Below are 12,996 nucleotides of genomic sequence, written 5' to 3'. Positions count from 1 at the left end.
GTGTGGAGGAAAAAATGACAGATAATTTAAAGAATGATAATAGCTTAGAAGGGTTTACAGGTTTTGGAAAAGATGGTAATGAAACAAGATTAGAGTTTGTAAGGGAATTCAACGAACTGTTATGTGATTTTTTAGCAGTGTGTGATGATATAGTAGAAAAAGTATCTATGTCTGAATTTGTAACAAATGAGATATCTTTATTATTGAGCTCATCTGAGGATGAGTTGGACATAGAAATTGAGGTATTAGATTCATTTGAGTCCGTATACGAAGAATTTGAAATGATGGTAAGTGAACAATATAAAAAGTTAATGGAAACTACAGAAACAGAACTTTTAGCAGAAATAATGGAAGAAGCTAAAGAAGTATTAGAAGAATTTGAGGAAGATGATACTTTAAATCGTGAATTTTGTATACTAATCACAGCAAAAGACCTTTTGGACCCTTGTTCATGTGGCTGTGACGGCTGTAGCGATTGTGAAGATGAAGAAGAGACTGAAGAATAGAAACTATCTGATTAGACTTAAGAAAAAGTATGTTAGTGTTTGGTAGCAAGATAAATAGGACTAATTTAGTCCTTTTTTTTATTGATTAATTTAGGAAAAGGAATTCATATTTATTGACAATAATAGCTAATAGGCGTAAACTAAAATAGTCGATATAAATAATAGCTATTTAAAAAGGAGTGGAGGATATGATTTTAAACGCAACTGAAATAAAAAATAGTTTTGGTAAGATGCTTAAGCTCTTAGATTACGAAGATATCATGATTAAAAAAAATGGTAGAATCATTGCAAAGGTGACCAAATTTGAAGAACCCCTTGACCCAGATGATTTAATTAAGGAACAAGCAGTCCATTATGAGCCTAAAGACAGAAAGGTCAGTTATGAAGAATTTTTGAAATTGACGGCGGCTAGTGAGCAGCGTTATGAGCTTATCGATGGGCATGTATATCTGTTGGCGTCGCCCAAAGTTACACATCAGATGATAACGGGACAGTTGTACGGCCAATTATTTAACCATTTTGTTGGAAAGAAATGTCAGCCTTTCGTATCCCCTTTTGATATTACACTCGTAGTCGATAAGAAGAAAAATGTCGTACAACCAGATTTGGGGATTATATGTGATATGGAGACAGGCACCGACGAAAAAGACAGCTATATGGGTATTCCGAGTCTTGTAGTAGAGGTTTTATCACAAAGTTCCGTTACAAAGGATATGGTTGGCAAGTTACAGGTTTATATGCTAGCAGGAGTAAAAGAATATTGGGTCGTCAATCCGATGAAAGCATCTGCAATGGTATATGGTTTTAAGGATTACGAGATTATTTTTCATAGGAGTATGAAAAAAGAGGAAGGCATTGAGTCCTATCTTTTCCCAGATCTAAAAGTCACTTGGTAGACATGAAGTGATTCACCATAACATTTTAAAATTAAAGGATATGTAAAAATGTATAAAGGAGAATAGTATGGACGAAATACTACAAAGCATACTTAAATTCAGAGATGAAAGAAATTGGAAACAATTTCATACGCCTGAAAAGTTGGCAATCAGCATAAATCTAGAAGCAGCCGAGCTCTTAGAGAATTTTCAATGGAATAATGACTATGACCTTGATAATGTAGGAGATGAATTAGCCGATGTGTTTTTATATTGCTTGTTAATGGCTGATTGTGTAGGAATTGACTTAAGGGAAGCGACCCTTAAAAAGATTGAAAAGAATAGAGAAAAATACCCAGTGGACAAAGCCAAGGGGACAAGTATGAAATATACACAGCTATAACTAGAAGAAAATAGCACTTTATTTAGATTGTAATGAATAACCCTCCGAGTTTAGAAATTGAATTTGGTGGGTTTTATATGTGACGTAATCACAGATAATAATTTATATATTGATATAATGTAAGTATAGTAACAGTGAGTGAATACCTATTAACCAATATATAAAAGGAGATATGAATTATGAGCACATTAAAAATCACTAAGGAAAATTTTGAATCGGAAGTAATGAAATCAGATAAACCAGTATTATTAGATTTTTGGGCAACTTGGTGTGGTCCCTGTAGAATGGTTGGACCAATTATTGATGAAATTGCAGGAGAAACAAAAGACAAATTCAAAGTAGGTAAAATTAACGTTGATGAAGAACAAGAACTTGCGCAAGCCTTTAAGGTAATGAGTATACCAACACTCGTAGTGGTTAAGGGTGGGAAAGTCGTACAAAGCGTAGTAGGTGCTAAACAAAAACAACAGATTTTATCTATGATTCAATAAATGAAAATCTACACATACCAGAGACCTTGCAAGTTACAATTTATGTATCGTGCAAGGTCTTTTTGATTTACTAGGAAAGTTCTGTATATGCAATTGGAAAGCGGCAGAAGTATATCGAGGATTTTAACTCGGCGTTGCCGATTTTCTGGTGTTATAGAAGCTTTTTCAATTTTTCTTTATCAATAACGTGTATGAAGCCTCTTGATTGTTCAAGAATTCCCTGGGCTTGAAAGACTTTAAGCATACGAGAAACAACCTCTCGAGCACTTCCTATATATTTTGCAATTTGTTCTTGTGTAAGGTTAATTTCATTCCCGTTGGATTTGGACATTTCATCTAAAAGGAAAATGGCGAGTCTTTTATCAAAGCTCATAAATAGAATTTGTTCTAATGCCCACATCACATCCGAAAATCTCTCTACAGTATTTTTAAGTGCGAAATTCTCCACATAAACATTATTTTGAGCTAGTTTGCTAAAAGCACCAATGTTTAAAAGGTAAACCTCAGTATCTGTTTCTGCATCGATGTGTACATCGAAAGTAATGTTATTGAGAATACAGGAGGCCGAAAGTACACAAGTATCGCCAGAATCTAAGCGGTATAAAGTCACTTCTCGACCGTCTTCTGATAATATGTAGACACGTAATCCACCACTTAAAAGAAGAAGTACGCCAAGGCATTCGCTCACAGCACTGTGAAGGTTATGACCTTTTCTGTATTTTATTTTCATCGTATTGTTCACAATTATATTTTGCTCAGTCGTATTTAGATTCTCCCAAAAGTTGAAATGGGATTTGATGAATGTTAATTCTTTATTTTCTAGCATACGAAAACCTCCTATTCTTATTTTATTATATCAAAATAAAAATAAAAATAAAGCAATACCCGAAAGTATTACTTTATGATGAGGTTTAAATATATAGTTACTCGGAAACGATCTCATAAGTCCAATCATTGATGCCGCCGAAATCAATTATATTCGTATATCCAAGTTTATTTAGAGTCTTAACAGCGCCAGCACTTCTTTGGCCACTACGACAATATACTAAGATAGTGGCAGCTTTGTCGTTTAGAACAACTTCAGCCTGATCAGCTATTTCATAATCAGGAAGGAGTATAGCTCCTTCAATATGTCCTGAATTGAATTCTTCCTCAGTTCTTACATCTAAGATCAGAATATTTTCGTTTTGATCCATCATTTCTTTTGCTTCTGCTGCTGTGATTTTTTTGTACTCAGAAATAGTCGAATCATCTTTTGAAGTACATCCAGTAAATGAGGTTATAGCAATTACCATTAATAGAATAAGTATGTTTTTTTTATTCATCGTAATCTCCTTTATAGTTGCTTTTTTATTATAACATCTGAAACGGTAGCAATGGGACAAATGGTGCACCAAGTTCTAGGTTTGTAAATAAATGCCAGAATCAGTCCAATCACCGTGGTAGTCATCATCATGGAATAAAATCGATATGCTAAATGTGTAATCCAGGGTGCTAAATGATTCAATTCAATAAGTTGAGGCATCTCAACTGGAATCTGAAAAAACAACAAAAATCTTATATATGCCATTGGTGGCATTATCCCATTACCAACTCTTAAGGTAGTCATTGTAAGAAAAAATAAATTGATTCCAAAATAGGATAAAATTAGCCACTTCACGTTACCATGAATAAAGGATTGAGGGGTTTTACGTGATGAATACTTTGAAGCTTGCATTCGGTTACGAAACCGTAGCGAATGCGGAGGTTTTGTAACATTGACACGACCACAAGCCGTATACAAGCTTGCCCTAGGGCAGTAACCTTGGCACCAAGTTTTCTTCTTGGTTTTAAATAATAAAATGAAAGGTATGATCATACAAAAAAAACCTAATAAAGCAAAATGAATGTTGATAAAACCTAGTATAAAGTAAAGCAGTGATATTAGAAAGAGATATTTATGATTACGCAGGTTTGCGCCAAGACCGTTACCAATAATGAATGCTTTTGACATATGTGAATTCCTCTCTATCAGTTTTGGTTTATAGGTAGTGTAACAAAAGTAGAAGAGATATTCTGTGACAAAGTCACATTAGCAGCTATTTGGAAAGAACTACAATCATATTGCGGCCTTATGTGCCCAAACATATTGATTATATAATTATCCGCCTAATTAAAATTCACTTGATTAAAGTTCAAGCTTGCAATATGATTAAATCAGCATGACGTGCTTTTAATCACATCAAATTCGCTGGAGAAATTAAGAAATTCTTAGAAATAATGATAATCTAATTTGAATTGAGAAAGCGAAATGAATTGTACGTGAATTGTGTGGTGTCAGGCACCCTAAAATGGAGGAGAGTAGAATGAAAAAGAGAATGAAATATTTATTGGTAACAATTCTTGTGTTTGTATTATCGTTTCAGGGTGTGAACGTCAGCAATGGCGCCAACCAAAAGGTTAACGTGAAGATTCCGTCCTTTGATGTGAAGCTCAACAATGTAATCATTGACAATACCAATGCAAAATACCCATTGATTGTTTACAAAGACGTTACTTATTTCCCGTTAACAAGCGATTATGCGAGAGCTTTAGGCGTAGACTTGAAGTGGGGAAAGGAACTTAGGATTAATAGCGTTCATGCAGAAGAAGAAGTTAAACAAACCACTGGCAGCAATAACAGCTTAACGAGCACCTATAAAGCCAGTTTACCAACCTATGATATTTATGTGAATGATGTAAAAATTGATCAATCGAAGCAGCCTTATCCAATGCTCAATTTCAGAGATATTACATACTTTCCTATGAGTTGGGACTATGTACATAATCAGTTTAAACTCACCCTGTTTTTTGACCAAAAGAAAGGGCTTGAGATTATTTCATATATGCCAAAGCTATTCGATCAAATCGTTTACGACGACAAAGAATATTTTTATTTAAATTCGGGTGGGAATACTTATTATACCAAGAGAAGTTTAGATGGCCCTTTAATACCTTTAACCGATGCGCAACAAGAAATGCTTGAGGTTATTTATGAAAAACAAAACACCAATCGCTATGAAGGTATTAGAGAGATACCTCAGGATCAACTAACTGAAAGAGGTAACGAAATCCATTGGAAAGATTATCAAATATATGATCTTACCAATATAAAAAAAGAGCTAGAGGAAAGGAAGATCTACGGGAATGAATATATATATAAGCTTAGACAATTGGTCATTAATGAGCATATAACCTTTATGTTTTTTGAAATTTATTATGGGCTTGAAGTGGCGGCACCCTATACGCCTAGAGCTTACGAAATGTTTATCCTACAAGACGGTCTTGTTACATCAAGGTATGAAAATATTGAACCTTATGTAGAAACCTATGTCGTAGAAAATGCCACTTGGATTTATCAAAGGTCAAACCATGATATGCAAAGTAATAAAGGATATTACACAAATGCTGCTTTGTTTAAGGTTGAAGGATCCCAGGTAACGGATTATAACAAAGAATTAGATGAGGTCAATGTTGAATTTGTTGGGGTTCAGGATAATTTAGTTTATATTCGAACATATGGAGATTTTATTTTAAGAGATTTATATAATATTGAACTTGATATTACCAGTTATGATACTTATTATTATTCAAATGTTTGGGGGGAAACAACAAAGGTGAAAAAAGCAGAAAGTGGAGAGCCCTATTTAGATCGTAATGGATATTTATGGGTAGTGCCATTTGGTAAGCTTTCAAAGATTAAACATGTGACCAAAGGACATGAACGGATTTTTTGGTTTTATGATGTAAAAGAATAATTGCGAGGTGCCATGGTAAGTGTCATGCAGGCGATAATATCCAGGGAATATTTCTTCATTATACTTCATCCTTGTAGTTACAAGGGGTATATGCTATATTTAGTAGCATAAAATGACATAAGAAAGAGGCCAATATGTTTGGATATGTTAATGTTTATAAACCAGAACTTAAAATGAAGGATTACTATAAATATAAAGCTTATTACTGTGGATTATGTAGAACCTTGCAGGATAAACACGGTCGGATCGGACAAATGACACTGACCTATGACATGACATTCTTTGTTGTATTGTTAACGTCCTTATATGAAAGTAATATAGTAAAAAAGCAACGTAGGTGTGCAGTGCATCCCATAAAGAAGCAAGATCAGTTGTGTAATGAAATTACCGAATATGCAGCGGATATGAATATTGCCATGACTTATCATCATTTTTTGGATGATTGGCAGGATGATAGAAGTGTAAAAGGATTAGCAGGTGCAAAATTTTTAAAAAAAGATTATAAGAAAATTTGCAGGAAATATCCTAGACAGCAGCAAGTTATTGGGAAATGCCTAAGGCAGCTTCAGGTATATGAAAAAAACGGGGAAACGAATATTGATCATGTAGCAGGATGTTTTGGCGAGCTTATGGGCGAGTTACTCGTATATCGTGAGGATATGTGGGCAGAGACTTTAAGAAAAGTTGGATTTTTTCTAGGGAAATTTATTTATATTATTGATGCTTATGAAGATCTTCAAATGGATATAAAGAAGGGGAACTATAACCCTCTAATTCAAATATTTGAAAGGGCATCTTATGAAAGAGATTGTAAGGAAATGCTTACTATGATGATGGCAGAATGTACAAGTGAATTTGAGAAACTACCGTGCGTTATAGACATAGAAATTCTTCGAAACATTTTATATGTAGGGGTTTGGGAAAAGTACGATTTAATACAAAAACAAAACAACTTAAAGGTAGGGACAAAAGAATGATAGCAGATCCATATAAGGTGCTTGGCGTGACGCGAAGTGCTACGAATGATGAAATTAAAAAAGCATATCGAGAATTAAGTAAGAAGTATCATCCCGATTCCTATGTAAACAACCCTCTTTCTGAATTAGCAGAAGAAAAATTTAAAGAAGTTCAAGCTGCTTATGAGCAGATTATAAAGGAAACAGAAGGCGGTTATACGCAGGGCTCCTATTCAGGAAGCACCGGGGAGGAATCCTCAGAAATGAATACAGTATACAGCTTTTTAAATGCTAGACGTTATCAGGAAGCACTCAACGTCCTTTTAGGCATTTCTAATAGAACAGCTAGATGGTATTATTGTAGTGCTCTTGCAAATAATGGGATTGGTAACAATATTTTGGCGTATAATCATGCGCAGCAGGCAGTTGCTATGGAACCCGGAAATAGAGAATATACTAACTTGTTAAATCAAATGCAATTTCGAAGTCAGAGATATCAAAATACAGGCTATAACAATGGGAGAGCTGGTGTCGGATCAGGTAACTTATGTTGTGATTTGTGGTGTGCTGATTCTTTATGTGAATGTATGGGAGGAGATTTGTGTTCATGTTGCTAGGCGCGAAAAAAATGGCGTTTTTAGGTCTTTTACTTGCATGGGCTGTTTTGCTGGTTGTATTGAGTGGCATATTGGAATTCAATACATTGTTCCTCTTAGCTGGGGCTTCCTTTTGCGTAGGAATTGCCATACGCGAGTGTGGTCTTCGGCTTGGTGTTGGTTTTTTGATTGGGAGTGCGTTGCTCAGCTTTATACTTGCACCTAATAAGTTTTATTGCATTACATTTTCAGGTATGGGTTTGTATTTGGTGGTGGTTGAATTTACTTGGGAAAAGTTAGCTATGATTACATGGTGTAAAAAAAGGAACAGGATATTTTGGGTCCTTAAGTTGATCATATTTAATTGCATATATATACCCATTATTCTGTTTTTTCCTGAGTTCATTATTCCAGGAAAAATGAGTAAAGGATTTTTAGCAGTTTTATTGCTCGGTGGACAGTTAGTACTCATTATTTATGATCAAGCTTATCGATATTTTCAAAAAACGATATGGGGAAAATTGCGAGGATATTTACACATTTAAGCTCCCATTCGTATGATGAACTTATTGAAAAGGAATATAGAGTAAAAGTACTGAAAAGTAGGTTACTATTGAATGAAAAGGAAAGGTAAAGATGAACTTAAGAGATAAGATTTCAAGATGGATGTATAATCGATACGGTTTTGATAAGCTATCATATGTACTTTTCATAGTTTATGGTGCACTTGTTTTAATTAATATATTTATACGGTCTGAACTGATGAACTTTGTTATGGTACTGATTATCGTCTATATATTATTTAGGTTGATGTCAAAAAACACAACCAAAAGGCGAATGGAAAACGACCATTTTATAAAATATTTAAACCGGATGAAAGGACTTTTGCAATTGAATAAAAGACGCATAGTGGAAATGAAAACTTATCGTTTTCGCAGATGCCCAAACTGTAAGACTGGCCTTCGATTAAAGCGAATAATTGGTACACACAAGGTGGAATGTCCGCGCTGTCACCGGGAGTTGTCAGTTAGAATAAGGTTTTAAAAAGAATTGAGTTCGGTGGAACTCAATCCTTCAGAAGATGAATCTCTTGTTTAGAATTCAAGGGTTCAACTCTATGAATGATTCAGTATGTTCATGGGGTTGAACCCCTTTGTATAGATTTGTATGGGTTGTAAGTTAATCAAAAAGTTGATTAATTTCGAAGTTTAAGTCTGGAAATTTTACAGAAGATGCCATCATACCTGGATTGAAAGTCCTTAAACTTGTAATTTCTTTATATAAAAAGGTATAAATAATGACGAGCTTTTCTTCAGGATTAATTACCCAATACTCTTCAACGCCAGTTGACATATAAAGGTCTAATTTTTTGATTAGATCTTTTTTGCTTGTCTCGGGAGAAATAATCTCAACCACTAAGGCAGGGGTGCCTAAATAATAATCTTTTTCATTGCGATTGTCTTGATCGCATACAACAAGAAGATCTGGTTGAACAACATTAAATAAACTAACACTTCTTTTTAGCGTGACATCAAAAGGTGATAAGAAAGGTTGACAGGGTTTTCCTTTGAAAAATGTGTACATAACAATGTATAGATTACCAAGAATACGTTGATGTGTGAAATTAGGAGAAGCTAAATAATAGACTTGGCCATCAATGTATTCGTAACGGGCTTCGCTTTTTTCGTTCATTTTCATAAAAGCATCATAGCTCATATATTGCCCATCGTAATTGTAATCAGGAGTACCTTCTCTCAGGACATAGGCTCTGCTCCAGTCATCGCAAGGAATCATTTTGGCAACGGGTTTACCACTCTTTAGAATAACAATATCCTCTGTCGCGACAAGATTTAAATACTTGCCAAGATTGGTTTTTAAATCAGTTGAATGCACAATCATCCTAATAGCCTCCTTTTAAATGATAGCTATAGCATAGCATAGAAAATAAAAGTGGTCAATAAATTGATTAAAAAAATAATCAAAATATTGACCATTATGGTGGAATGCTTATAGCTTAATTATAGTATAACTAGAAAAATTATTGCCGGGATTAAAGCAGTGAGTGCAATAAATAAAATTGGCATAAGTAAACGAAAACAAATGGATATAAAAATAAAAAATGACACCTTAAGTTCATCTTTGCCTTGAGTATCACCCACTATCTCGTATATTTTCTTTAAGGTATTTCTTAACCTTAAATTATTCGAATCATTTTTTAAAGCAATATTCAATTCGCTTGCGATTTGTTGAAGTGCATCATTTGCCTTAGGGTTAAGAGGGGTTTTCATAATTAAGGGAAAGGCAGTTCTGAAAATCCTAATAACTTTAGATGTTTTATCATGTTTGAGTAACATATGCACTTGATAGGAATAAATATAAATATCATCAGGATAGATATTTGTTGCGGTTTTGAACATGGAAGTTGACTTGAATTTCTTCTTTTTAAGAAAATAGTACTCAGCTTTGATACAGAGTAAATCTGGATCAGTTGGGTATATTCTAGTAGCACATTCAATGTAATAAATTGCGTTTTTAAAATCTTTTTCTTGTAAGGAAATATAGGCATTTTCTCTATGTTCTAAATATTTATCAAAATCTATTTGTTGATCATTTTGAAAATAACAATATCTAAGCTTTTCAACATGCTTGAGCTGCCAGAAAATATAATTTATAAAATGCTGTGGAAAAGTGGAATAGAGGTGTTCTTTATTATTATGCCAATTAAAGGTAGAATTTAATAAATACCAAACAGATTTTGGAATGTGATAATGATCCATTAAAAAATTAATTATTTGTTGATTCATTAGTGTACGGGTATGGATGTCCCACATCAAATCATCATTTAAGAGTTTTTCCCAACTTTTCACATCAATGCGAATGAAAAAGTTATCATATATTGACTGCAGTTTTTGATTGAAAGCTTCAAGGCGTTGATTAAGGAGCTGGGAATTGTCAGGAAAATGCGATAAATTTTTATCAAGGACATTAATTGAAGCAGTATTTTCTTCGTTTTCAAGAGATAACGTTTTTGCAAGCTTTTGAGCAAGTACATAAGCTTCCCTGACGGCTTGGAAGCCTTTTGGATCTTCTTCGGGATGATGATATTTTAATTTTATGGCATAAGCTTTCTTTATCAAGGAGAGATCAACAGTAGGCTTGATTTCTAGAATATCCCAACAATCCATTAGTAATCACCGCTCCCTTCAATTTGTCCGAAAACTTCTCTCAGTTCCTTTGCAGTTTTTTGAATAGTTCTTTCATCCTGGAGAGAAAGAGTATACTCAAACTTTGCTAATAGTTCTCCAATATAACGGCGTCTATCTCCTAAAGTTTCTTCGAATAATCTTTCACCCTTTGCAATGAGTAATCGATTTTCTGTTTTATCTCTAGGGTTAATCTTTAAGCCTTTTAAGTTTCGTAGTATTGCATCTATTTCTTTTTTTGACATGTTTCCGGGGCTGTTTTCAATAACTATCCTTTTCACTTCTCCTGTACTGATTGTCGTCAATTCAACTTCTAAAATGCCGTTAATATCGTAAGTGTAACGCACATCTACAGATTCCATTCCAGCTGGTGCTGCAGGCACAGAGATTTGTAATTTCCCAAGTTTAACATTTTCATCAACGTTATGGTTCTCACCCTGAAATATATCAATTACGATAATATCTTGATAATCATGACAAGTAGTAAGTCGCTCAACACGACTAACAGGTATGATTGTATTTCTTTCAATGATCGGGAAAAAACAACCTCCTATCATTTTTCCGTTACCTACCTGTTTTGCAACCGAAGTACCGAGTGTAAATGGGCAAACATCTGTTAGAATAATCTCATTTAAAGCTTCATTTCTTTCTTTTAGTGCTATCTGAATGGCTGCACCTAAAGCTACAGCCTCATCAGGGTTGATATTAGAATAAGGCAATCTATGAAACATTTTGGTTATGATAGATTTAATAATTGGCATACGAGTAGCGCCGCCAATTAGGATAACAGCATTTAATTCTTCTGGTACAAGACTCGAATCATTAAGAGCACGATTCATAGGTTGACGCATTCGTAACATAAGATTAGTTGCAAGCTTATCAAAGTCAGAGCGGTTTATAACATATTCAAAGTGTTTTTCTTTTATTGTTAGATTTATTATCGCGCAGATCTTTTCGCTAAGTTGACGTTTGCAAAGTTCAGCTTGTTTGTAAAGAGCAGCCTTTGTTTTCGAATCAAGGGTCTGCAGATTAATTTGATTGACTTCCGCAAAATCTGAAATAAGTAAATTGGTAAAATCCTCTCCTCCAAGAAAACTATCACCTGAAATGGACCTTACTTCCATAACTCCTTCAAACAATTCTAAAATTGAAACATCAAAAGTTCCACCACCTAAGTCAAATATCATAAATTTAGTCTCCGAGGCTTGCTGGTGAAGACCATAACAAATTGCAGCAGCTGTGGGCTCACTGATTAATCGTTCAACCTTTAACCCAGCGAGTTCAGCGGCTTGCTTGGTAGCCCTTCTTTGCGAATCATTAAAATAAGCAGGAATACTAATGACAGCGTTATGTACCTCTTGACTTAAATAAGCTTCTGCATCTGCTTTTAGGACGCTTAACAAAAATGAGGTGAGTTCTTCAGGTGAAAAGGTATATTTACCTAATTGGTATCTCTTTTTTGTTCCCATATATCTTTTGAAAGTTGAAGCAGTCAAATTAGGATGCGTAATGAGCCGTTGCTGTGCAACTTCACCTACCAGTATTTCGTTCTGGTCATTGATGCTGACCACTGAAGGTGTCAGATTTGAGCCTAGTACATTTGGAATAATTACTGGACCCTTTTCACTCCAATAAGATACAAGGCTATTTGTTGTGCCTAGATCAATGCCTATAGTTACCATGTTTTTTTTACCCCACAAAAGTTTTATAACTTAAATACCGAAGTTCATATTATTATTTTAGCATAATTGGAAATAATACGAAACAAAATTGCATTAAAGAATTGAATTATTGCTGAGAATTTATCGCTTAGGAAGTTTTGGAGCTTGAAGCAAATGCGTGTTACTAAAATTTAATTTGCCGTGATTAGCTAAGAAATACAGGTAAGCTTGACCTTAAACGTCGTACTTTGACCAATACTACCTGCCACTGATATATTTCCACCATGTTGTTCCACGATTTCTTTTGCAATTGATAAATCAAGGCCCTGAGCGATTTGTTCTTTATTACCATTGATTCTCAAGCCTGGTTCGACAATATAGTCTAGCTGAAGATTTTTTTTATAGGCTATCACTTCCATAGTCAGCAAAATGATTTCAACGGTCTGACTTAAATCAAAGTCTGTAGAGAATCGAATCCAGGACAGCCGAGAAAGCATTAGTTATCAATACTCCTTTAAATGATCGACTA

Annotated in this window: 15 protein-coding genes; 8 read left to right on the top strand and 7 right to left on the bottom strand. The window is 34.3% G+C overall.

The genetic code is table 11. The features are described from left to right. Positions 1–14: 14 nt before the first annotated feature. The 4 genes from CVU84_14390 (at position 15) to trxA (ending at position 2,275) form a co-directional block, all read left to right on the top strand. Positions 15–506, top strand: coding sequence for a hypothetical protein (locus tag CVU84_14390; GenBank protein ID PKM93767.1), 492 nt, complete (start codon positions 15–17; stop codon positions 504–506). 188 nt (positions 507–694) lie between these two features. Next, on the top strand, positions 695–1,402 hold the full coding sequence (locus tag CVU84_14385; GenBank protein ID PKM93766.1) for a prevent-host-death protein: 708 nt from the start codon (positions 695–697) through the stop codon (positions 1,400–1,402). Between the two features lie 67 nt (positions 1,403–1,469). After that, positions 1,470–1,784, top strand: a complete 315-nt coding sequence (locus CVU84_14380; GenBank protein PKM93765.1) for a nucleotide pyrophosphohydrolase — start codon at positions 1,470–1,472, stop codon at positions 1,782–1,784. Positions 1,785–1,963: 179 nt separating this feature from the next. After that, positions 1,964–2,275, top strand: a complete 312-nt coding sequence (trxA, locus tag CVU84_14375) for a thioredoxin (GenBank protein PKM93764.1) — start codon at positions 1,964–1,966, stop codon at positions 2,273–2,275. A gap of 151 nt (positions 2,276–2,426) precedes the next feature. Here trxA and CVU84_14370 read toward each other — a convergent pair whose 3' ends face one another. The 3 genes from CVU84_14370 to CVU84_14360 all read right to left on the bottom strand — a co-directional run bounded on the left by CVU84_14370 (position 2,427) and on the right by CVU84_14360 (position 4,268). Continuing rightward, a complete protein-coding gene (locus tag CVU84_14370) occupies positions 2,427–3,101 on the bottom strand; it encodes a Crp/Fnr family transcriptional regulator (protein PKM93763.1) in 675 nt (224 codons plus the stop codon). Between the two features lie 97 nt (positions 3,102–3,198). Continuing rightward, entirely contained in the window at positions 3,199–3,600 is a 402-nt protein-coding gene (locus tag CVU84_14365; GenBank protein ID PKM93762.1) for a rhodanese-like domain-containing protein, read from the bottom strand. An 11-nt stretch (positions 3,601–3,611) separates the two neighbouring features. Next, positions 3,612–4,268, bottom strand: coding sequence for a hypothetical protein (locus CVU84_14360; GenBank protein ID PKM93761.1), 657 nt, complete (start codon positions 4,266–4,268; stop codon positions 3,612–3,614). A 352-nt stretch (positions 4,269–4,620) separates the two neighbouring features. Here CVU84_14360 and CVU84_14355 point away from each other — a divergent pair, with 352 nt between their 5' ends. The 4 genes from CVU84_14355 (at position 4,621) to CVU84_14340 (ending at position 8,148) form a co-directional block, all read left to right on the top strand. After that, positions 4,621–6,051, top strand: a complete 1,431-nt coding sequence (locus tag CVU84_14355) for a hypothetical protein (GenBank protein ID PKM93760.1) — start codon at positions 4,621–4,623, stop codon at positions 6,049–6,051. 134 nt (positions 6,052–6,185) lie between these two features. Continuing rightward, a complete protein-coding gene (locus CVU84_14350) occupies positions 6,186–7,028 on the top strand; it encodes a hypothetical protein (protein PKM93759.1) in 843 nt (280 codons plus the stop codon). Beyond that, positions 7,025–7,624 carry a molecular chaperone DnaJ gene (locus tag CVU84_14345; GenBank protein PKM93758.1) on the top strand — a complete coding sequence of 200 codons (600 nt, stop codon included), beginning with the start codon at positions 7,025–7,027 and terminating at the stop codon, positions 7,622–7,624. The genes CVU84_14350 and CVU84_14345 overlap by 4 nt, the downstream gene beginning before the upstream one ends. Beyond that, complete coding sequence (locus tag CVU84_14340) at positions 7,615–8,148, top strand: hypothetical protein (GenBank protein PKM93757.1); 534 nt, start codon at positions 7,615–7,617, stop codon at positions 8,146–8,148. The genes CVU84_14345 and CVU84_14340 overlap by 10 nt, the downstream gene beginning before the upstream one ends. A gap of 634 nt (positions 8,149–8,782) precedes the next feature. Here the strand turns inward: CVU84_14340 and CVU84_14335 are convergent. The 4 genes from CVU84_14335 to CVU84_14320 form a co-directional block, all read right to left on the bottom strand. After that, on the bottom strand, positions 8,783–9,502 hold the full coding sequence (locus tag CVU84_14335) for a prevent-host-death protein (GenBank protein ID PKM93756.1): 720 nt from the start codon (positions 9,500–9,502) through the stop codon (positions 8,783–8,785). 119 nt (positions 9,503–9,621) lie between these two features. Next, entirely contained in the window at positions 9,622–10,788 is a 1,167-nt protein-coding gene (locus CVU84_14330; GenBank protein ID PKM93755.1) for a hypothetical protein, read from the bottom strand. Then, entirely contained in the window at positions 10,788–12,488 is a 1,701-nt protein-coding gene (locus CVU84_14325; GenBank protein PKM93754.1) for a molecular chaperone HscC, read from the bottom strand. The genes CVU84_14330 and CVU84_14325 overlap by 1 nt, the downstream gene beginning before the upstream one ends. Positions 12,489–12,676: 188 nt before the next feature. Then, the gene (locus CVU84_14320; GenBank protein ID PKM93753.1) at positions 12,677–12,964 is read right to left on the bottom strand and encodes a hypothetical protein; all 288 of its coding nucleotides are present in this window, start codon (positions 12,962–12,964) and stop codon (positions 12,677–12,679) included. Positions 12,965–12,996 lie beyond the last annotated feature (32 nt).

It is taken from the genome of Firmicutes bacterium HGW-Firmicutes-1, from assembly GCA_002841625.1.
Classification (GTDB): Bacteria; Bacillota; Clostridia; order Lachnospirales; family Vallitaleaceae; genus HGW-1.
The sequence above is the reverse complement of the archived record's forward strand: the minus strand, read 5'-3'. Positions and strand labels throughout refer to the sequence as shown.